The sequence below is a fragment of the Streptosporangium sp. NPDC051022 genome (assembly GCF_040683035.1).
GTDB lineage: Bacteria > Actinomycetota > Actinomycetes > Streptosporangiales > Streptosporangiaceae > Streptosporangium.
Map to the genome: position 1 here is coordinate 24,864 of NZ_JBFBCF010000052.1, position 20,956 is coordinate 45,819.

The 20,956-nt window shown below is 70.8% G+C and carries 18 protein-coding genes; 10 read left to right on the forward strand and 8 right to left on the reverse strand.

What is annotated here, in order from left to right; genetic code table 11:
• Window positions 1–91: 91 nt before the first annotated feature.
• A complete protein-coding gene (locus AB0N02_RS44885; RefSeq protein ID WP_363960824.1) occupies window positions 92–1,336 on the reverse strand; it encodes a hypothetical protein in 1,245 nt (414 codons plus the stop codon).
• Window positions 1,337–1,451: 115 nt separating this feature from the next.
• Window positions 1,452–2,402, reverse strand: a complete 951-nt coding sequence (locus AB0N02_RS44890) for a helix-turn-helix domain-containing protein (RefSeq protein WP_363960826.1) — start codon at window positions 2,400–2,402, stop codon at window positions 1,452–1,454.
• 219 nt (window positions 2,403–2,621) lie between these two features.
• Between AB0N02_RS44890 and AB0N02_RS44895 the strand changes: the two genes are divergently transcribed.
• From AB0N02_RS44895 to AB0N02_RS44915, 5 genes are all read left to right on the forward strand, one after another.
• Entirely contained in the window at window positions 2,622–4,277 is a 1,656-nt protein-coding gene (locus AB0N02_RS44895; protein ID WP_363960828.1) for a serine hydrolase, read from the forward strand.
• A gap of 259 nt (window positions 4,278–4,536) precedes the next feature.
• The gene (locus AB0N02_RS44900; protein WP_363960830.1) at window positions 4,537–5,958 is read left to right on the forward strand and encodes a lamin tail domain-containing protein; all 1,422 of its coding nucleotides are present in this window, start codon (window positions 4,537–4,539) and stop codon (window positions 5,956–5,958) included.
• A gap of 275 nt (window positions 5,959–6,233) precedes the next feature.
• Window positions 6,234–7,256, forward strand: coding sequence for a hypothetical protein (locus AB0N02_RS44905; RefSeq protein WP_363960832.1), 1,023 nt, complete (start codon window positions 6,234–6,236; stop codon window positions 7,254–7,256).
• 244 nt (window positions 7,257–7,500) lie between these two features.
• Window positions 7,501–7,929: a hypothetical protein gene (locus tag AB0N02_RS44910; protein ID WP_363960834.1), complete on the forward strand. Its 429-nt coding sequence runs from the start codon at window positions 7,501–7,503 to the stop codon at window positions 7,927–7,929.
• A gap of 251 nt (window positions 7,930–8,180) precedes the next feature.
• Window positions 8,181–9,020, forward strand: a complete 840-nt coding sequence (locus AB0N02_RS44915) for a pentapeptide repeat-containing protein (RefSeq protein ID WP_363960836.1) — start codon at window positions 8,181–8,183, stop codon at window positions 9,018–9,020.
• A gap of 123 nt (window positions 9,021–9,143) precedes the next feature.
• Here AB0N02_RS44915 and AB0N02_RS44920 read toward each other — a convergent pair whose 3' ends face one another.
• Both AB0N02_RS44920 and AB0N02_RS44925 read right to left on the reverse strand, forming a co-directional pair.
• Entirely contained in the window at window positions 9,144–10,616 is a 1,473-nt protein-coding gene (locus tag AB0N02_RS44920) for a multicopper oxidase family protein (protein ID WP_363960838.1), read from the reverse strand.
• 2 nt (window positions 10,617–10,618) lie between these two features.
• Window positions 10,619–11,005 carry a hypothetical protein gene (locus AB0N02_RS44925; RefSeq protein WP_363960840.1) on the reverse strand — a complete coding sequence of 129 codons (387 nt, stop codon included), beginning with the start codon at window positions 11,003–11,005 and terminating at the stop codon, window positions 10,619–10,621.
• A 321-nt stretch (window positions 11,006–11,326) separates the two neighbouring features.
• On the opposite strand from AB0N02_RS44925, the gene AB0N02_RS44930 reads away from it, so the two are divergent.
• Window positions 11,327–12,004 carry a response regulator transcription factor gene (locus AB0N02_RS44930; protein ID WP_363960842.1) on the forward strand — a complete coding sequence of 226 codons (678 nt, stop codon included), beginning with the start codon at window positions 11,327–11,329 and terminating at the stop codon, window positions 12,002–12,004.
• An 18-nt stretch (window positions 12,005–12,022) separates the two neighbouring features.
• Here the strand turns inward: AB0N02_RS44930 and AB0N02_RS44935 are convergent, their stop codons facing one another.
• The 3 genes from AB0N02_RS44935 to AB0N02_RS44945 form a co-directional block, all read right to left on the reverse strand.
• The gene (locus AB0N02_RS44935) at window positions 12,023–12,778 is read right to left on the reverse strand and encodes an SRPBCC domain-containing protein (protein WP_363960844.1); all 756 of its coding nucleotides are present in this window, start codon (window positions 12,776–12,778) and stop codon (window positions 12,023–12,025) included.
• A 1-nt stretch (window position 12,779) separates the two neighbouring features.
• Complete coding sequence (locus AB0N02_RS44940; RefSeq protein ID WP_363960846.1) at window positions 12,780–13,406, reverse strand: helix-turn-helix domain-containing protein; 627 nt, start codon at window positions 13,404–13,406, stop codon at window positions 12,780–12,782.
• Between the two features lie 109 nt (window positions 13,407–13,515).
• The gene (locus tag AB0N02_RS44945; RefSeq protein WP_363960848.1) at window positions 13,516–14,226 is read right to left on the reverse strand and encodes a hypothetical protein; all 711 of its coding nucleotides are present in this window, start codon (window positions 14,224–14,226) and stop codon (window positions 13,516–13,518) included.
• Window positions 14,227–14,303: 77 nt separating this feature from the next.
• On the opposite strand from AB0N02_RS44945, the gene AB0N02_RS44950 reads away from it, so the two are divergent.
• Window positions 14,304–15,224 (forward strand): LysR family transcriptional regulator, encoded by a 921-nt coding sequence (locus AB0N02_RS44950; protein WP_363960850.1) that lies wholly within the window; start codon window positions 14,304–14,306, stop codon window positions 15,222–15,224.
• On the opposite strand, the gene AB0N02_RS44955 is transcribed toward AB0N02_RS44950, so the two are convergent.
• Window positions 15,167–16,522 (reverse strand): serine hydrolase domain-containing protein, encoded by a 1,356-nt coding sequence (locus AB0N02_RS44955; RefSeq protein WP_363960852.1) that lies wholly within the window; start codon window positions 16,520–16,522, stop codon window positions 15,167–15,169. The two genes, AB0N02_RS44950 and AB0N02_RS44955, sit on opposite strands and share 58 nt — an antisense overlap.
• Before the next feature lie 502 nt (window positions 16,523–17,024).
• Here AB0N02_RS44955 and AB0N02_RS44960 point away from each other — a divergent pair.
• The 3 genes from AB0N02_RS44960 (at window position 17,025) to AB0N02_RS44970 (ending at window position 20,910) form a co-directional block, all read left to right on the forward strand.
• Window positions 17,025–17,960 (forward strand): DUF5996 family protein, encoded by a 936-nt coding sequence (locus AB0N02_RS44960; RefSeq protein WP_363960854.1) that lies wholly within the window; start codon window positions 17,025–17,027, stop codon window positions 17,958–17,960.
• 189 nt (window positions 17,961–18,149) lie between these two features.
• Window positions 18,150–18,707 (forward strand): helix-turn-helix domain-containing protein, encoded by a 558-nt coding sequence (locus tag AB0N02_RS44965; protein WP_363960856.1) that lies wholly within the window; start codon window positions 18,150–18,152, stop codon window positions 18,705–18,707.
• 40 nt (window positions 18,708–18,747) lie between these two features.
• A complete protein-coding gene (locus AB0N02_RS44970) occupies window positions 18,748–20,910 on the forward strand; it encodes an MMPL family transporter (RefSeq protein ID WP_363960858.1) in 2,163 nt (720 codons plus the stop codon).
• Window positions 20,911–20,956: the final 46 nt, after the last annotated feature.

Sequence of the window (20,956 nt, forward strand, 5' to 3'; positions counted from 1 at the left end):
ATCTCACACCGTGGAACGCGGCCGGGGAAAGATCGGCGATCTGCCCGGCGCCTCCCGACGAGCCGCCGCAGACTTCAGGATCGGCTGACGCTCAATCGTCGCTCTGATCGCCGGTGGCGTGGGCCTGGCCCAGACCGAATCGGGACAGAACCCGGGTGACCTCCTCGTCATCGGCGCCTTCGATGTCGACGACGTCGTCCACGTTCAGATCAAGATGCGCGAATCGGGGTGCCAGCTCAGCCAGCGCGGCCAGCGGATCACCCTCGCAGTCCTCCCGCCTGATCGTCAGGTCTCCAATGGTCAAAGACCTGAGCGAAGGAAGGACCGAGGAATCAGCGAGGGCCGAGATCACCTCATATGAGGTGGCGTCGAAGCCCGCCTTGCCGAGGTCGAGATCTTCGAGGTTGGGATACTTGGACGCCTCAAGCTCGTCGAGTTGCCCAAGCGGGCAGAGGCAGCCGAAAACGTCACTGCCGATTTCGACTTCCAATGACACCAGGCCGGAGGTCCATCCAAAATCGAAAATCGAGCCGTCGGAGATGACGGGGCCCCGCACCCACAGCCGGGTCAGGCTGTCGTGCCTCACGAAGTGGAACAGGAACGCGCCTTCGAGTTCCAGTGTGCGCAGGGCGGGAAGCGAGTCCCAGACATCGGCCTGAACAAGCCCCTTGTGGTGGTACTCCAAGGGGTCGATCCGATTACCCGTCGATCCCTCACTGTTTTCATACAGATACTCGAAGTCGTAGCCGAAGTACATGTGCTCCAGCCGGGGGCGTCGCCGGCCGGCGAGTGAGATCGCGGAGTGCTCGGCAGAGTGGTGGTAGTCGGTGAGGTGCAGTTCGAGGGTGCGCAGCCGGTGGGTGGCGGGGTGGGAGAGCAGGGCGTCGATCAGTGCGCCTTCCCACTGTTCAGGGTCGGTCAGGTCGGCGGTCGCGGTGTGCGGGTGGTCTGCCAGGAGCCGTTCCACCAGTTCGCGGCGTTGCGGCTGAGTGTCCTTGGCCAGGCGGAAGCATGCCTCGTCAATGAAACCGCGGGACCAGGTGAGCCGCCACGAGCCGTCCTCCCGCAGCCCGTCCAGCCCCCACTGCCGCTCCACCTCCGCGTAGGCCGAGGCCAGCCGGGCAGGATCTCCGTCCCCGGTCTCACAGCGATGCTCCAGCCGGATCGCCTCGCCCCGCGGGTCACCCGCCCCGGTCAGCAGATCCGCGTAGGCGAGCCACGCTTCCCAGTGATCCGTCTCCGGAACGTCTACAGCATCGAAAAAGTGCACGTCGTTCTCCAGGTCTTGGCGGCGGTGTCCGGGCGGATCGGGGCGCGCCATCGTCAGCAGCACCATAGAGGCGGCCTCCGACATCAGGCCCCTCGCGACCGCCCCCACCGCGTCGCGCGCCTGCGGACGGGGAGGGGATCGACGACGGTGGGATCGCGGTTGCGACGTCCATCCGGCTTCCTCATTTTCGAGTCCCTCGGGTCGAGCACGGACCGGCGATCAGTGCGTCGCGTTGTGCGGAGCTCAGGCGGTCCGGCCTCGGGGTGATGGCGAACGTGCCACGCCCGGCCTGCTCCACAATGAGCGGATCGGAGAGGCCCGGACGGCGGCTGATCGCATCCAGGGCGTCGGCCGCCCGCTGGATGGGCCAGTCCAGTGCCGTGGCGAGTTCGTTCACGGTGAGTGGCCGAGCGGCGTACACCAGCGCGGCCAGCACCGTCAGCGCGTCGCGGACGACGGCGTCGGTGAGGCCGCTGTCGTTCATCTGCTCGCTGATCCAGGTGAAGAACTGAGCCATCCGGCCCAGCCGGGTGCCGGCGGGCGTGCCGACGCCGAAGATCTCGATCCCGTGCCGCGCGGCCGCCGCGACCTTGGCGTGTGCCCCGGTGTCGGCTTTGAACGCCCGGAGCCAGACGTCGTCGTCGATGACGTACCGCTCGCGGCGGCCGGAATCCCGCGTGCGCCTGACCAGTTCGATCGCCTCGAGGTAACCGACGGCCTTGGACACCGACGCCGGGCTGACCTGTAGCCGACGTACGAGTTCGGCGGACGTCAGGCCCCCGGAGCCGGAGGTGAGCAGGCAGACGAACACGCGAGCGGGCATCCGGGGAAGGCCGGTCCCGGCCAGCAGCGTCGCGAACCGCTCCACGAAACCACGTACGGACTCGGCCGGCCCTCCGTCGGCTGACGGCTCCGTGGCCTGAACCGGTCTGCGTCGGCGGGCGCGCCGCCCGGCGGCCTGCTGGGCGCGGTCGGCCAGGTAACCGCCGGCCGCGCTGTTGCGCGCCACTTCGCGGCTGATCGTGGATGTGGGTCTGCCCAGCCGCCTGGCGATCTCGGCGTATCCCAGCCCTTCGGCCAGCCAGATCGCGATCTGCCGGCGATCCTCGTGGGTCAGCCTGCCTCCGGGCATCGGCTCGCCCCCTGTCGGTTCGGGTTCACGGGTGCGTTCACCAACAGTACATTGCAACGACCGGTTGGCGTGAATTGCATTTATCGACAATGTTGTTGCAACGATTGACATGAAAGACCAGTACCAGAGCATCTCATTGAAGGTTTATCGTTGACGAAATCTGAAATGCAACGTAGCTTTTTCTCGCTTGGAAAGAATCGGCGGGATGAGGAACCCCCTATGGCAAGAGCGTTGGATGTGGCCCGGATGCGAGCTCGCGTCTCCGAGCTGCTCATGGAGTACCGGATCCCGAGCGCCGCGATCGGCGTCCTCAGCGACGGAGAGATCACCGACTTCGCCGTCGGCGTCAAGAACATCTCCACGCGGGAGCCCGCGACGACCGGCACCGTCTACCAGTGCGGCTCCGTATCCAAGACATGGACCGCCCTCGCCTTCATGCAGCTCGTCGACGAGGGAAAAGTCGCCCTGGACGAGCCGGTGCGGACCTACCTCCCCGATTTCCGGGTCGCCGACCCCGACGTCAGCGCCAAGGTCACACCCCGCCATCTCCTCAACCACACCAACGGCATCGAGGAGAGCTACGGAGATCCGGGGGAGGACGACGACGTGTACAAGCGCATGGTGGAGAACATCGCCGGCGCGTGCCAGGTCCACCCCTTGGGTCACACTCACGGCTACAGCGCGGCCCTGGGCTACGCGATCCTCGCCCGCATCATGGAGGTGATCGACGGCGGGCGGTGGGACGACATCATGAAGAATCGCCTGTTCGACCCCTTGGGACTGACCTCGACGAGCAGCCGGCGTGAGCACGCGGACCAGAACCGGGCCGCGACCGGATACCTGATCCGATCCCTCGAAGAGGGACCCGTCCTGTCACCGCTGGATCACCTGCCGCGCGCCTTCGGCCCCGGAGGCAACGTCAACACGACGGCCCGGGAACTGCTCACGATGGCGTACATCTTCCTCAACGAAGGAAAGGCGCCGAACGGGACCGGAATCGTCTCACCCGGCATCATCCGCGAGATGACGGAATCGCGGGTGCCCGTACCCGACCCGTACATGTTCGGGCCGGAATGGGCACTCGGCCTCATCGTGTGCGACTGGCACGGCCAAACGGTCTACGCCCACGACGGCAGTGCGGTCAGCCAGAGCGCCCGCCTGCGGATTCTGCCGGAATCGAACATCGCCGTCTCGATGCTGGCGAACGCCGGGCCACGCGACGGCTTCTACCGGAAGGTGTTCAACGAAATCCTGGCCGACCTCGGCGCGGCCACGATCCCCGGCCTGCCGGAGCCCGATCCGACCCTGGCCCTCGATCTGTCCAGGTACGAAGGCTCCTACGAGCGCCCCGGCACCCGCTACGAAGTGGCGGCCGAACGCGGAAAACTCCACCTCAAATTCACCCTGAACCCCATGGAGGCGCAACTCCTCGACAAACCAGAGCAGCTCGACTACGAGCTGTCCCCGATCAGCGAGACCCACTTCTTGATGCATTCGGACGATCCGCTCGACGACCCTCAGACCGTCGCGATCCATGGCTTCGAGAACGGTGCCGCGCAGTATCTTCACATCAATTGCCGAGTGAATCCGAGAGTCGATGAGGAGGGTGCCACGGTGCACGTCATGGCTGTTTCCACGATTTCCGACAACGACGGTTTCTGGGATTCCCTGAAGAAGGCGTACGGCCGGCTCCCCAAGGGGGCCAAGTGGACGCTGGCGGTGGCGAGCACCGACGGGACCAAGGCGGTGAACGTCGTCGTCCATGACTCGATCGACGGAGTCAGGGGCTTCTTCGAGGATCACGTCGGCCCCTTCGCCACGACGGAGTACTTCGAGGCCGACGCGTCCAACGCGGTCGGCCTCCCGGCGACGTAGCCGTTCCTCGCACCGCCGTCCGCCCAGGCCGCGCTGGCGGCGCACCGCCCGGATCCATGTGACCGTTGCCCGAAACACCCCGGGGGGGCCGTCCCGGCGGCGGGAGGCTCACCGGCCCCCGGCCCGCCTCGGTGCCGGTCGCGACCGCGCGCTCGGATTCGTTCACCGTTCACAAGGCACTCACCTGCCGGAGGGCGCCCGTTGGGTCCGTATCGGGAGCGTGGTTCCGGCCTGTCAGAACGACCCCGGGACGGATATCGTGACCGAATCGCACACACTCCGGTGGCGCCGTAACCTCGTTCTCCTCCTCCTCGCCGTTGCCGGCCCGACGCTTACCGCCGGCGCCCTGGCGGCGTCCCCGGCCCACGCGGCCCCGGCCGACGACATCCGGATCAACGAGGTGGTGACCACCGGAGCCGTCAACGACTCGATCGAGCTCTCCAACAAGGGCACCACCACCGTCGACATCTCGGGCTGGATCCTCAAGGACGACAACAACAGCTCGAAGTACACGATCGCCTCCGGGACCACACTGGCCCCCGGCGCGTTCCGCGCCTTCGACGTTCACGACAAGTTCGGCCTGGGCTCCAGCGACAAGGCACGCCTGTACCTGCCGGACGGCACCACCCTGGTCGACGGCTTCAGCTGGAGCGGCCACTCCGACCCGTCCTGGTCGCGCTGCCCCGACGGCACCGGCGCCTTCGGGCAGGCCGCGGTGACCCTCGGCGCTCCGAACGACTGCGGCGGGGGCGGGAGCACCTCACCGGTGGCCTGGCCGGGCAGCGGCTCCGTCGCGACCGCCGACGCCTCGAACGTCTTCGGTACGGACCTCAGCGGCCTCTACCAGGAGGGGAGCGTGATGTGGGGGGCGCAGAACAGCGGAAAGCTCTGGCGACTGGTCCCGAACGGCTCCGGCGGCTGGAAGCCCGACACCACCGCCGGATGGACCTCCGGCAAGACACTCCGCTTCCCGGGCGGCTCCGGCAGCCCTGACAGCGAGGGGGTCACGCTCACCGGCGCCGGTTCCGCGGGAGGCGTGTTCGTCGCGAGCGAGCGCAACGGCGACGCGTCCGGCACCAGCCGCCTGTCCGTCCTGAGGTACGACGTCAGCGGAACGGGCACCACGCTGACCGCCACGAAGGAGTGGAACCTGACCGCCGGCCTGCCGTCCGTCGGCTCCAACCTCGGCTTCGAGGCGATCACCTGGGTTCCCGACACCCATCTGACCGCCACCGGGTTCAAGGACGAGTCGACCGGCTCGGCCTACGACCCGAGCCGGTACGGCGCGCACACGGGCGGAGTGTTCTTCGTCGGTGTCGAAGGCACCGGCATGGTCTACGGTTACGTCCTCCAGGACGCGGGCACCTTCACCCGCGTCGCGTCCGTCGGCAGCGGGATGGCCGGCGTCATGGAGTTGCAGTGGGAGCCGCAGGCTTCGCGCCTGTGGGTGGTCTGCGACGACACCTGCAACGGCCAGCACAGGACCCTGCAGATCAACGCGTCCGGCGTCTTCGCCACCACCGCGATCTACAACCGCCCGAGCGGCATGAGCAACCTCAACAACGAGGGCTTCTCCGTCGCCGGAGCCGACGAGTGCGTCGGCGGTTCCAAGCCCGTCTACTGGGCCGACGACAACAACACCGGTGGTCACGCCCTGCGAAGGGGCACCGTCACCTGCTGAACACCGGCGTGACTCCCCGCCGGCCTTCCATCGGTCGCCCGGCGTTCCACCGGATTCGGTGAGTTCGTCTGTCGCGGCGCGCGGGGTCGCCCCCTCCGGGGCGGCCCCGCGTCGCCGTGTCCGGGGTGGCACCCGGCCGTCTCAGCGGATCCCGCCACCCCCTCCCAGGATAGGTACGGCCAGTACCCTTTATTTCCAACTAGAGCACAAATTTTCCTAACATTAAGGTACGGTGAGTACCGAAAATTTCCCTCCGCCGGAAGAAGGCGCAGCACATGCGAGCCAAGGGCATCAGCTACGACACGGGTTTCGTCTACAACGGGGCGATCGGCCACAAGCGCTTCGACACGGAGGTCGTCAAGCGCGAGCTGCGCATCATCCGCGACGACCTGCACTGCACCGCGGTTCGCGTCATGGGCGGCGATCCGGAACGGATCGAGCTCGCGGCGGCGCACGCCGCCGACCTCGGCCTCGAGGTCTGGTTCTCCCCCTACCCCCTGGAGCTGACCGCCGATGAGATGCTGCCGCTGTTCGCCGACTGCGCCGAACGCGCGGAGCGGCTCAGGCTGCGGGGGGCCGAAGTCGTCTTCGTCGCCGGCGCCGAGCTCAGCCTGATGAACAAGGGGTTCCTGCCGGGTGACGGCATCGACGAGCGGATCGCGTCGCTGCGCGTGCCGCATGGTGCGCGCGAGCGGATCGGTGAGGCCGGCACGCGTGTCAATGACTTTCTCGCCAGGGCCGTGGCGGTCGTCCGCGAGCGCTTCGGCGGCAAGGTGACCTACGCCTCCGTCCCGCTTGAGCGCGTCGACTGGACCCTCTTCGACATCATGTCCGTGGATCTCTACCGCTCGGCGGAGATCGCCGACCGCTTCGCCGACGGCGTCGGCAACCTCGTCGCGCAGGGGAAACCGGTCGCGATCACCGAGTTCGGCTCGGCCGGCTACCGGGGAGCCGGTGACAGGGGCGCGCTCGGTCTGGAGATCGTCGAGTACGACGGCACCCGTGCGCCCGTCCGGCTGAAGGGGGAGTACGCCCGCGACGAGACCGGCCAGGCCACGTATCTGCGCGAGCTGCTGGAGGTTTTCGAAACCGGAGGCGTCGACAGTACCTTCGTGTTCACCTTCGCGCTCCACGACCACCCGCACCGCCCCGACGGGGACCCCCGCGAGGACCTGGACCTGGCCAGCTACGGCGTCGTCAAGGTCTACGAGGACCGCTTCGGGACCACCTACCCCGACATGCCCTGGGAGCCCAAGGCCGCCTTCGCCGCCCTCGCCGACTACTACCGGGAGCACTGAGACAAGGCATGGAGGACACAACGACAACGGAGCAGATGATGACCGGCTCTCGGAGCAGGGAACTGCCGGCGACGATGTCAGTGGGTAGTCCTACGGTCGGTCCGGATCCTTTGCTCCGGACCGTGGATCCCGTCACCGGCATCACGGTCCCCACTGATGAAAGTCGTGAACTTGATGTCCAGCCTCTCCGCCCCCGCCAATCGACGCCGCGGCGGAGTTCCCGGCCGCCTTCAAGGAAGACCTGGTGGCTGTCAAACTGGCAGGTCCTGACCGCTGGCCTCAGGTCAGGGGCGTCGAATTGGCGCGCCTGACGGCACGCCACGGGGTCGACCTCACCTCGCCGGACCTGCCTGCGAAGACCTGGTGCGTGACGAGCGTCAGAATCGCGTCGGACGGCACACTTGCCGACGCCCTTCGGGTCGCCACCGGCATGGGCGAAGGCTTCGACGGCCTTGTGCCGTGTGAAAGGACCGATGCGGAGGCGGCCGTCGCGGCCGTGGAACACGCTGGGATCCGAGCGCATCTGGGCGCGTTCTGCGACCCCCACTCCGACGACCTCGCCCTTTGTCTTCACGACATGCGTAAGTCCAGAGAAGAGGGCGGCGCACTGGTGGCCCGGTGGCAGGGTGCTGTGGACCAGTATGAGATCACCGTGCGGCGGGTCGAGGCCTGACCCGTCACCTGCCGCCCGGTTTCCTCTGCCCGGTCCCGGTGCATCCGGTTCCCAGCTGCGGGGGTTGGCCGAGCCGCGCAAGGGGGCGGCGCCGGACCGGGGCTTCCGGACGCTTTCCGATCTTCCCGGACCGGTGCGTGACCGGTACCCCGGGAGGGATCGGCTAGGGTGCGTGATGAAAGTGCCGTGCCCGGACCGTCATCGGTGACCGCGGCAGGCACGGGGTTACCTCGTACGGGAGATCGCGCACGTTGTCCGAGAATCGCGAGCACGCCGGGTCCGCCGCGGAAGCAGGACGTCTCGGCCTGCGAGCCGACTGCGAGAGCTGTTTCGCGCTGTGCTGCGTCGTACCGGCCTTCTCGGCCTCGGTGGACTTCGCGATCGACAAGCCCGCCGGACAGGCCTGCCCCAACCTTCGGCCGGACTTCCGCTGCGGTGTTCACGCGGACCTGAGGTCGCGGGGCATGCGGGGGTGCACCGTCTACGACTGCTTCGGCGCCGGGCAGAAGGTCTCCCAGGTCACCTTCGGCGGCCAGGACTGGCGGAGCGCCCCGCGCACCGCCAGGCGGATGTTCGAGGTGTTCCCGATCATGCGGGACCTCCACGAGCTGCTGTGGTACCTGACGGAGGCGCTGACGCTGCAGCCGGCCCGCCCGATTCACGAAGAGCTCGGCCGCGCGCTGGAGGAGACCGAACGCCTCACCCGCGACAGCGCCGACGTCCTGGTGAAACTGGACGTGGCGGCGCACCGGCGGGAGGTCAACGCCCTGCTGCTGCGCGCGAGCGAGCTCGTGCGCGCCCAGGTCCGGCAGAAGAAGAAGGACCGCAGGGGCGCCGACCTCATCGGCGCCAGGCTCAGGGGCGCCGACCTCAGGGGCGCCAACCTGAGAGGGGCCTACCTCATCGGCGCCGACCTCAGGGGCGCCGACCTCAGAATGGCCGACCTCATCGGGGCGGACCTCAGGGACGCCGACCTTGGCGGCGCCGACCTCACCGAGAGCATCTTCCTCATCCAGTCGCAGCTGGACGCGGCGAAGGGCGACGCCACGACCAAGCTGCCGCCGTCGCTCAGGCGCCCGGCGCACTGGTGACCTCCGGCCGCCCCGGCCGTCGTTCCCCCTCCACCACCGTACGGTGAACGGATCCCGCCCCCGTACGGCGAGCGGGCCACCGGCGCCGGGCGACCCGTCCCGCGTTCCTCCCCGGCGGGGCGGTCAGACCACCTCGAAGGTGCTCATCATGGCCATGTCCTCGTGCTCGAGGTTGTGGCAGTGCATGACGTAGCGGCCTCGGTAACCGGTGAAACGGGTGATGATCTCAACGGTCTGCGCCTCGCGCAGCTCGACCGTGTCCTTCCACTCCGGCGGCCCCGCCGGGCGTTCGCCGTTGACCGACAGCACCTGGAAATGCGCCAGGTGCAGGTGCACGGGATGGGCGACGTCGCTGGTCAGGCGCCAGATCTCGGTGTCGCCCAGGCGCGGCCTGGCGTCCGCGCGCCCCGGGTCGAACGGCTTGCCGTTGATCAGCCAGCCGGTTCCGCCGTGCATGCCGCCGCTGGTGAACTCGAAGTCCCGGACCGTCTTCGCCCCCGCCGGATCGAGCCGTTCGACCGTCGACAGCGTCCGGGGGATCGCCGAGTCGTCACGGGCGTCGCGGTCGACGGCGAAACGCATCACCTTGGCCTGCGGGCCGTCGCCGGCGAGGTTGCGCAGCTCGATCTGGTCGCCGATCCGGTAGGCGGAGAAGTCGACGATCACGTCCGCCCGTTCGCCGGGGGCCAGCCGTACCTGCCGCGTCCCCTGCGGCGCGGTGAGCAGGCCGCCGTCGCCGCCGATCCGCACGATCGTCCCGCCCGGTGCCAGGGCGAGCTCGTACGGCCTGGCGTTGGAACCGTTGAGCAGCCGGAAGCGGTAGCGGGCCCGCGCGACCCGCAACTGTGGCCAGGGAGCGCCGTTGACCAGGATGACGTCGCCGAGCACCCCGCCCATGAAGGCCTCGCGGGCGCCGGGCCGGTCGGTGGCCGCGGGGTAGGGCATGGAGCCGTCCTCGGCGAAGGAACGGTCGCAGATCATCAGCGGGATGTCCCGCTCACCGGAGGGCAGGGGCAGCGCCTCCTCCTCCGCGTCACGGACCAGGAAGAATCCCGCCAGGCCACGCCATACCTGCGACCCCGTGTGATCCATGCGGTGGTCGTGGTACCACAGCGTCGCGGCTCGCTGCTCGAGCGGGAAGTCGTAGTCGCGCCGCGTGCCCGGCCGTACCAGGTCGGTGGGGTAGCCGTCGGACTCGGGCGGGGTGCGGCCACCGTGCAGGTGCATGACGGTCGGCTCGCCCAGGCCGTTGAAGAGCCGGACGACGGTTCTGCGGCCGCTGCGCGCCTGGATCGTCGGGCCGGGGAAGCTCCCGCCGTACCCCCAGATCCCGGTACGCAGGCCGGGCAGGATCTCGACGTCGGCCCGGCGCGCGGTCAGGTCGTAGTAGTCCGCCGAACCGTCGGTCCGCGACGGGCGGGCCGTCTCGGGCGACGGCAGTGCCACCGTGAACGGCGCGGGCAGCGGCGCGGTGCTGCGCAGCAGCCTGGGCTGCGGGGTCGAGCCGATCAGCGAGCAGCCGGAGGCGCCGGCCGTCACGGCGCCCACGGCTCCCAGCCCGAGCAGGCGCAGCGTCTGCCGTCTTGTCGGGTTCACGGTCACGCCGCGGCGGCCGGGGCGGGACGGCCGCTCGCCCAGATCTGGCCGAGCTGCATGAGGCTTCCGCCGAACATCAGCACGCCGATCGGCACGTGGACCGCCTTCATGTGCATGGCGCCCAGCGCCATCTGCGCCAGCGCGAGGACCAGTATGAGGGCCGCGGGGAGGACGGCGCGCGGCGAGCCGCCGCCGGGCCGCCACACCAGGATCGCCGCGACAAGGTGCAGCAGTCCGGTGAGGAGTACGGCGCCGGCCGAGATCCCGTGCAACGCCCGGCCGCCGGGTGTGGACAGCAGCAGCCCGGCGGTGATCGCCTGGGCCAGGAGCGCGGCCGTCTGCAGGGCGATGGTGACGCGCAGGACCGGAAAGAAGCGCGGGGTGGGCATGGGTCTCCTCGGAGGTTCGTCGGGCCGCCCGCGTCAGGCGGCCGGAGCCGCGGCCGGAGGCTCGCCGGCCGCACGCGACGTGCGGGCGGCGGCGGGAGCTCGGATTTCCGCGAAAGGGCTCGGGTTCAGATGGTGGCCTTCGCGCTCTTCCGGGGCGTCGTACCGGGGAAGGCTCTTCGGCTACGCCCCAGGGCGCAGGCCCGGCCGCACCGCTACACCGGCGGTAGCGCAAGAGTGTCCACGGCGGATCGCCACGCCGGACACCGGGGTGTCGCGCGGCCCGTAGAATGCGCCCTCTCCGTACCCCCGAGGAGCAGAAGAATGATCGAAGTCCTGGTCGCGGACGACCACGCGCTCGTCCGCACCGGCTTTCGCATGGTCCTGGACGCCCAGGACGGCATGACGGTGGTGGGGGAGGCGGGTGACGGGGAGGAGGCGCTGCGCCGTACCCGTGAGCTGCTGCCCGACGTCGTGCTGATGGACCCGCGCATGCCGGGCGCGGGCGGCGTCACCGGGGTGATCGCCGCCGAGTTGCCGGAGGTGCGGATCCTGGCGCTGAGCGCCTCCGACCTGGACGAGTACGTCGTCGACGCGCTGCTGGCTGGGGCGTCGGGCTTCCTGCCCAAGGACGTCTCCCCCGAGGAGCTGGCCGAGGGCGTGCGGGTGGTGCACCGGGAGGGATCGGCCGCCGCGCCGGGGTCGTCGCCGGGGTCGTTTCCCCGCCCGGCCGGCGGCTTCGCCGGCCTTCCGCGGCCCCGGCGGGTGCTCACGGCCTCGATGCTCGCCGGGCTCACCGATCGCGAACGGCAGGTGCTGGTCCTCGTCGCCGGGGGCCGGTCCGACGCCGAGATCCGCGAGACCCTGCGGCTGCCCGCCTCCACCGTGAGGGACCACGTGGGCAGCCTGGTCGCCAAGCTCGGCGCCCGTGATCGGGCGCCGGCCGTCATCGCCGCCTACGAGGCCGGGCTCCTGACTCCCGGGGAGGCACTGCGGCGGTGAGGCCGGGGGCCGGTGATTTCAGGGGAAGACCCTGGCGAGCCAGGCCTGCCAGTCCGCCTCGGCCGGTTCCCGGCCCGTGCCGCCGGAGAAGACGTGGTGCCCCAGGACCACCGCGTCGCCCCTTGAGGCGCCCGAGTGGATGAAGCGGTACAGCCCGTCGCGCGTGCGCACGCCCACGAAGGTCGGCAGGTCCACGTAGTCGACCACGCCCTCGACCCGCGTGAGCCCGTCGGGGGTGAAGCTCACCCGGTCGCCCTCGGCGACCGCCTCGCCCAGCCCGAGTTCCTTCTTGATCACCGCCCAGGCGTGCTCCTGGTCGGCGGCCTGGAGCCTCATGGCGGAGACGACCTCGGCGGTGTGGCCCTGGAAGTGGGTGAGGTACTGCGCCAGCGTGTGGAGGTAGAGGTCCCAGCCGGCCTTCATGGCCTCGTACTCGGTCTCCCAGTCACCGCTCAGAAAGCCGCTCTGCACGAGCCTGAGCACGGTACTGCCCTTGTCGCGGCCCTCGACGAGCCACTCGAGCGCCATGAACGATCCGTCCTCGGCCTCGTCCGTGCGGTAGGCGAGTTTTCTCGACGGCTCCCAGGCGGTGACGGTGGACTCGTCGACGTGGCCGCCGACGGTCAGCCGTCCGGCGCCGCCCACGCGCGGCTCGATCTCGCTGCGTCCCATGAACCAGGAGTCGATCCCGGGGCCGGTGGCGATGGCGTCCCAGACCTCCTCGGGGGTCGCGTCGAGCTCGATCTCCTTGCGCACCTCGAATTCGCGGCCCAACTCACAACTCCTTCGTCTCGGTGCCGGTCGCCCTGGCGGCGCCGGTGGGCGGGGTGGGGTCGGGATGGACGGCGACGATGATCCGGTGCTCGCGCCCGCCGGGGGCGCTCTCGTCGTGGTACTTGCCGACCAGGGCGCCGACCGCGGCGGCCAGTTCCTCGGCGAAGGCGGCGCGGTCGGCGGCCGAGGCGAACCGGACCCGGCCGTCGACGGTGAAGGTCGCCACCCGCCTGCCTGCCAGGGTGGCGCCGGTGATGAGCTCGCCGACCTCGCGCACCAGCCGCGCGGCGACCGCCAGCAGCCAGCGCGCCGACAGCACGTCGGGGGAGCGCGCCGGGTCGGGTTGCACCGCGGCCAGCGCCGCCGGGGAGATCACGTATGAGGCCGCGGTGGCACGCAGGACCCGTTCGGTCATGTTGCCCTTGCGGCGTTCCTCGACCAGCTCCACCAGGCCGTGCCGCTCCAGCGCCCGCAGATGGTAGTTCACCTTCTGCCGGGGCAGGCCCACCCGGGCCGCCAGCGTCGTGGCCGAGGCAGGCTCGGCCAGCGCGGCCAGCAGCCGCGCCCGCATCGGGTCCAGTGACGCCTCTGCCGCCGCAGGATCTTCGATCACCGCCACATCCAACATGCCTCCACCCTCCCACCGACAAAAATTTTTGTCAAGGAGATCGGGGTTGTCGGCAAGAAGGGTGTCCACCCGCCTCCGCAGCCGAGGTGGACCGCCGCCGGCGGGACGGTCAAAGGCGCCGGGGTCTCCTCAGGGCGGCCCGGCCGACGGCGGCCGAGGCGAACGCGGTGATGATCGGGTGCGCCCTGCTGCCGTCCCCGGCCAGTTCCGGCTGAAAGAGCGTGGCCAGGAAGAAGGGGTGGCCCGGCAGTTCGAGGATCCGTACGGTCCCGGACTCGTCGTGACCGGTGAACCGCAGCCCGCCCGCCTCCAGCGCGGGCAGGTAGTCCGGGTTGAGACCGAAGTGGCAGAAGTATCTCTCCACGCTCCTGGCGGCGCCGACGGTCTTCTCGGCCAGCGACCCCGGCACCAGCCGTACCGTCTCCTCGTGGCCCGCGAGCGAGCAGGCCAGCGGCAGCAGCAGGAAGTCGGCGGCCCCCGGGTCGTTCTCCGCGTGCGCGACCGACAGGCCGAGGACGTTGCGGGCGTACTCCAGCAGGGTGTGCTGGAAACCGGCGCAGGTGCCCAGGAACGGGACGCCGTGCTCGCGGGCGGCGCGGGCGGCGTTCACCGCGCCCGCCTCACTGCGGTACGGGCTGCCGGGCAGCATCCAGACGCCGTCGAACTCCTCCAGGCCGTCGGTCTCGGTCGTGGGAATCCAGTAGGCGTCCAGGGTGAGCCCGTCACGCCCGCGCAGCGCCCGCAGGAAGGCGGGAATGCGCGCGTGCGCCTGGACGCTGGGAGATCTGTCACCCACCAGGGCGATTCTCGCGGTGGTCATGCCCTCATCCTCACCGCACCCCCGAGGTAAGCGCCAACGATGATCTCTGCTGGCCCGATAAGCGATACTGATGGACCATGGACCCGCACCTGCTGCGTACGTTCGTCACCGTCGTTCACTGGCGGTCCTTCTCCGCGGCCGCCGAGGAGCTCGGTTACACCCAGTCGGCGGTCTCCCAGCAGATCGCCGCACTGGAGACCGACCTGGGGCTGGCCCTGCTGTACCGCCGTCCGGTCCGGCCGACCCCGGCGGGGGAGCGCCTGCTGGAGCACGCGGGCCCGCTGCTGCTGCGCCATCGGGCGGCCCGGGCCGACGTGCTGCGCGCCGCCGCCGGGCCCGCCGCGCGGCTGACCGTGGCGGCCTCCCCGCTGGCGTGCACTCCGGCGGTCGCGCGCGGCCTGGCGGCGAGCCGTACGGCGGTGACGCTGCGCACCGTGGGCCGCGAACGCGTCGCCGAGCAGGTCGTCTCGGGCACGGCCGATCTGGGGCTCGTCGACGGGATCGCCGCCCCCAGCGACCCGCTGCGGCTGCCGGACATGGAAGCGCCGGTCCGGATCGGCGTGGCCGAGGAGGACCTGGTCGTGGTTCTGCCCGGCGACCACCCGCTGGCGCGCAGGCGCGGGCTGGCGCTGGCCGACCTGGCCGACGCGCTGTGGCTGCAGGCCCCGGCCGCGGTGCCGGTCGAGCGGCTGCGTGAGATCGCCGGAGTCGGCGGGTTCCGTGTGGCGTTCGGCTACGACGGCGAGGACCTGCACACCGTGGTGAACCTGGCCGCCGCCGGGAGCGGGCTCACGCTGCTGCCCGCCTCGGTGGTGGCCGGGGCGGCGGATGGGGCGGGGGACAGGACGGTGGCCGGGGTGCCGCTGACCACGCCGCGCGTCGTGCACCGGGTCGAGGTGCTGCACGGCGCCGCTGAGGGCCCGGCCGCCGTCCTGGCGGATCAGCTCCGCCAGCCGCCCTCGTCGACCCCGCCCGGCACCTCGGCGGCCGGGTCGTAGGGGGTACGGGTGAAGACGAAGGTGTTGAGGTCCAGGTGGCTGAGCGAGCCGTCGGCCCTGCGGGCCAGGCTGAGCCTCTCACCGGCGTAGTAGCCGTCCAGGCCGAGCCAGGTCCCGTCGGCCTGGGCGGCGAACCTCGAGGCGCGCCCCGCGCCGCCGATCGGCGTGAGCGACAGCCCCCGGTCGGGCAGCACCCGCAGCGCGTACGCGCCCGGCCCCCAGTACCACGGGCCGGTCAGCTCCAGCAGGTCGGGGTCGGCCCCCGCGGGCTCCCACTCGGCGGGCAGGCGCGGCTCGTGCTCGTCCAGGACGGCCAGCAGCTCGGTCAGGAGCGTCCGGCTCACCCCCGAGGTGGAGTTGGCCATGAACAGCACGCCCACCCCGTCGGACGGGTCGGCCCACACCGTGGACAGGAAGCCCGGCATGGAGCCGCTGTGACCGGCCAGGCGGCGCCCTGCCGCACGGGCGAGCTGCAGCCCCAGGCCGAACCCGCCGACCCAGGCGTCGCCGTCGTCGACGGTCGCCGGCTCACGCATCTCGGCCACCGTCGCCGGGTCCAGGACACCCGCGGTGTCCCCGGCCACGAACGCCGCCCAGCGGGCCAGGTCGGTGGCCGTGGACCAGAACTGCCCGGCCGGGGCCATCGCCAGCGCGTCGTGCTCGGGTTCGGGCAGCAGCATGTCCGCCCATGGATGCACGGCGTATCCGGTGGCGTGCGGGGCTCGCGGCCGGGTCGTGGTGTCGCGCATGCCCAGCGGCTCGAGCACCTCCGCCCGGACCGCCTCCGCCCAGCTCACCCCCCGCTGCCTGGCGACCAGCTCACCCAGCAGGGCGAAGCCCAGGTTGGAGTAGTGGAAGCGGCGTCCGGGCCGGTGGCGGGAGGTCTCGGGGCCGAGCAGGCCGGCGAGCTCCTCGAACGGCATGCCCGGGGTCCGCTCCCACCACTGCCCCGGCGGCTCTGCGGTCAGCCCGGCGGTGTGCGACAGCAGCTGGGCGACGGTGACCTCGTCGACCGGGGTGCCCGGGACGTGCTTGCCGATCGGGTCGAGCAGGTTCACCCGGCCCTCGTCGCGCAGCCGCATGACCACCGTCGCGACCATGCTCTTGGTGATGGAGCCGATCCGGTACTGGGTGCTCTCGGTGGGGGCGGCTCCCGCGACCCGGCCGCGTGAGCCGAACCAGGCGAGCCGTCCGTCGCGCACCACCGCCGCCGCCAGGGAAGGCAATCGCGACTCGGCCTGCTCGACCGCGATCCTGCGCAGCAGCGCGCGAGCCGTACTCTCCAAAACCGGCGACATCAGATGACCCCTCCCCGACACGACATGTGCTCTCAGGCTAGTGCTGCCGGGGCCTCACCAGCATCCCCGACGCAGCCGAGGTTCCGCGCCCGCCCGCCGGGCGGTGGCCGGCCGGGCCGCGGTCGCGGCGGTTCTCCGGCGGGCGGGCGGTGCGGACGCCGGCGAGCGAGGGACGACAGGCACGATGTCTCCCTTCGAGGGGATGGTGATGTTCGCCGGACGAACACCCTTCGTCGCTCACCGTATTCATGCGACCACGAACTGTAAAGACAGTGTTCTGTTACCGGTGTGACCGCCGCGACAGGCGGGGGCGGCGAGACGCCCTCCGTCTCGCCGGGCGGGAGAGGGCGGGCGGCGCGCCGCCGCATGCCCCCTCCACGCAAGTGGTCACTATAAGTCGTGATATGACTACTTTTAGTGGATTATGTGAATGGGGGGTCCGGCCGACGGGGGAGTGCCGTTCACGGGCCGCGGCGCCGGGCCAACGGTTGAGGAGGCAGTCATGGAGTGGTTTCCCGCCATGCCGCTGGAAGACTGGATCGGCACGAAGGAGACCGTGCACCGGTTCGCGCAGATCGTCGGCAAGGTACGGCTGGCCGAGAGCACCCGCCGCAACCACTGGTGGAACGTCCCGTTCCACCTGACCGGCCGGGGCATCACCACCCGGCCGAGCGGCGGCTTCGGCGACACACCGATCTTCACCGTCGACTTCGACTTCGTCGGCCACCAGCTGATCGTCACCCGGCTGGACGGGCGCGCCGTGACGTTCAGCCTGTTCGGGCATTCCGTCGCCTCCTTCCACCGGACCCTTTTCGAGGTGCTGGAGGACCTGGACGTCACGGTGCGGATCGAGGCCGAGCCGTTCGGGCTCACCGACGGCACGCCGTTCGCCCAGGACGTCAAGCACGCCGACTACGACCCCGTGCTGGTCAACCGCTACTGGCGGATCCTGTCCCAGGTCAACCTGGTGCTGGAACGCTTCGCCGCGGACTTCTGCGGCAAGATCAGCCCGGTGCACCACTTCTGGCACACCTTCGACATAGCCGTGACCCGTTTCTCCGGCCGCCCGGCGGGCCCGCAGCCCCAGGCCGACCCGGTCACCAGGGAGGCCTACTCCCGGGAGGTGATCAGCAGCGGATTCTGGTTCGGCGACGACGCGATGCCCTGGCCCGCCTTCTACTCCTACACCGCCCCCGAGCCCGCGGGACTCGCCGAGGAGCCGCTGCGCCCCGAGCAGGCGGCCTGGCTGCCGCAGCGGGGCAGCCACCTGGCGGTCCTGCGCTACGACGACGCGCGCGCCCACGACGACCCCGTCGCCACCGTGCTGGACTTCCTCGGCAGCGCCTACCAGGCGGGCGCCCGGCGGGCCGGCTGGGAGACCGTACTGCTCATCCACCCGCCCGGTGTCACCGACCCGGTGCTGGAAAAGGAGGAGTGACGAGGAGTGACGTCGCCACCGAACGCCGGCCGGCGCCGGCGCTCACCGACGACGGGGGAGGGCGGCGCCCGGCCCTGCTCGGCCGCCGGCACGGGGCGATGCAACAGAAAACGGGCGTGATATATCTTATATTTCTCCTATCTGACCGATCGGACAGTTCTGGCCGATCGGTCAGATATCGTCGGCGGCATGGCACGTTCCGCGACCGCTATGCGCGACGACATCCTCGATTCCGCCGTCCGGCTGTTCGCCACGCACGGCTTTCTGGGCACGTCGCTCCAGGACATCGCCTCCGACGCGGGCTGCTCGAAGGCGTCGCTGCTGTACCACTTCACCAACAAGGACGCGATCCTCGCCGAACTGCTGGCCCCGGCCGGACAGGAGCTGGCCGCGCTGACCGACCGGCTCACCGCTCTCGAGGGTGACGAGGCGGCTCGGGCCGCGGTCGCCGGGCTCGTGGAGCTGGCACTGCGCTTCCGGCTGCACGTGAAGATCCTGATCCAGGACATCGACACCATGACGAACCGCCCGGAACTGCCGGACGTGCACGCCCTGACCGAACGGATGGTCGACGCGCTGACGGGCCACTCGGGCGACCCCAAGGCACGGGTCTGGGGGTGGATGGCGCTGGTGGCGATCTTCTTGACCAGCGCGGCCGACCTCGCGATCGACGACCGGACCCTGCGAGCCGAGCTCACCCGTGGCGCCCTGCGCACCCTCGGCCACCAGGCTCCCTCCAACCGCTGACACGACGAACGAACACACGAGAAAGAGATCCGCTTTTCTGATGGCAACTTTGCTGTACCGGCTCGGCCGGTCGTCCTTTCGCCGGCGCGGTCGCGTCGTGGCGGTGTGGTTGTTGCTGCTCGTGCTCCTGGGCGGGGCCGCCGTGGCCTTCCACGGCGCGACCAGCGACAAGTTCTCCATGCCCGGTACGGAGTCCCAGCGGGCGATGGACGCGCTCGCGACGGAGTTCCCGCAGGCCGGCGGCGCCGGCGGCAGCGTCGTCGTCGCCGCCCCGCAGGGGGAGAGGCTGGAGGCCGGCGACCTCGCGCCCGTGCTGAAGGCGGCGGCCGCCGTTCCCGGCGTCATCGCCGCGGTGGACCCCTTCCAGTCCGGGGCGGTCTCCCGGGACGGCCGCTACGCCATCGTCCAGGTGCAGTTCGACCGTCCCGTCAACGACATCACCGCCGCTCAGCGCGAGGCCTACCTGAAGGTCGGCTCCGGCGTGACCGGCCTGCGCGTCGAGCCCGGCGGCGAGGTCCTGGGCAACCAGGTCGAGGTGGGCTCCTCGGAGGGGCTCGGCGTCCTGATCGCCGCCGTCGTGCTGATCGTCACCTTCGGCTCGCTGGTCGCCGCCGGCATGACGCTGCTCAACGCCCTGATCGGCGTCGCGGCGGGCATGGCCGGGCTGTACGCGCTCAGCGGCGTGTTCGAGCTGACGTCCGTGACTCCGGTGCTGGCGCTGATGCTGGGCCTGGCGGTCGGCATCGACTACTCGTTGTTCATCACGTCCCGATACCGGCAGTTCCTGTCCGAGGGCATGGAGCGCGAGGAGGCCGCCGGGCGGGCGACCGGTACGGCCGGGTCGGCGGTCGTGTTCGCGGGCGCGACCGTGGTGATCGCGCTCGCCGGGCTGTCGGTGGTCGGCATCCCGTTCCTGACCACGATGGGCCTGGCCGCCGCCGGGACCGTGGCCGTCGCCGTGCTGGTGGCGCTCACCCTGCTGCCGGCCGCCCTCGCGTTCGCCGGGGACCGCGTGCTGCCGCGCGCGCAGCGGGCGGCCCGGCCCACCGGCACCCGGCGCGAAGGGTTCGGGTACCGGTGGGCGGGCTGGGTGATCCGGCTGCGGGTGCCGATCCTGGTGGCGGGGGTCGTCGGCCTGGGGGCTCTCACGCTGCCCGCGCAGGATCTGCGGCTGGCCCTGCCGAACGCCTCCACCGCGGCGCCGGGCTCGTCCGCCCGTGAGGCCTACGACCTGACCAGCGAGGGGTTCGGCGAGGGGTTCAACGCGCGGCTGGTCGCCGTGGTCTCGGGCGCCGACGCCAAGACGACCACGGCGGCCGCGCAGCAGACCGCCCAGCTCATCCAGCAGACCGAGGGCGTGCTGGCGGTGATGCCGCCGCAGCCCAACGCCACGGGCACCACCGCGCTGGTGAGCATCATCCCCAAGGCCGGTCCGACCGACGCGGCCACCGAGGACGCCGTCCACGCCATCCGCGCCAAGGTCGCCGCCGTCGACGGCGCGCGGATCGCGGTGACCGGGGCGACCGCGGTGGGCATCGACGTGTCACAGAAACTCGCCGACGCGATGCCGGTGTACCTGCTGCTGGTCGTCGGCCTGTCGGTGCTGCTGCTGATGCTGGTCTTCCGGTCGATCCTGGTCCCGGTCAAGGCCGCCCTGGGATTCCTGCTCACCGTGGGCTCGACGTTCGGCGTCACGGTGGCGATCTTCCAGCAGGGACACCTCGCCGGCCTGGTCGGCGTGGACGTGCCCGGCCCGCTGGTCAGCTTCCTGCCGATCCTGCTGATCGGGATCCTGTTCGGGCTGGCCATGGACTACGAGGTGTTCCTGGTGTCGCGGATGCGGGAGGACCACCTGCACGGTGACACGCCGCGCCAGGCCGTCGTCAACGGCATGGGGCACAACGCCCGGGTCGTCACGGCCGCCGCACTGATCATGACCGCGGTGTTCGGCGGGTTCGTCCTCATGGAGGACCCGACGATCAAGTCCATCGGCTTCGCCCTGGCCGTCGGTGTGCTCATCGACGCCTTCGTGGTCAGGATGACCCTGGTCCCGGCCGTGATGTCGCTGCTCGGCAGGGCCGCGTGGCGGCTGCCCCGGGCGCTCGACCGCATCCTGCCCGACCTCGACGTCGAAGGCGAGCGCCTGCGGCACAGCCTCGCCCCGGACGACCGGCCCCGGGAGAAGGCGGACGCCGCGTCCTGACCTTCGCACGACGCCCGGCCCGGGCCCGCCCGCTCGCGGGCCCGGG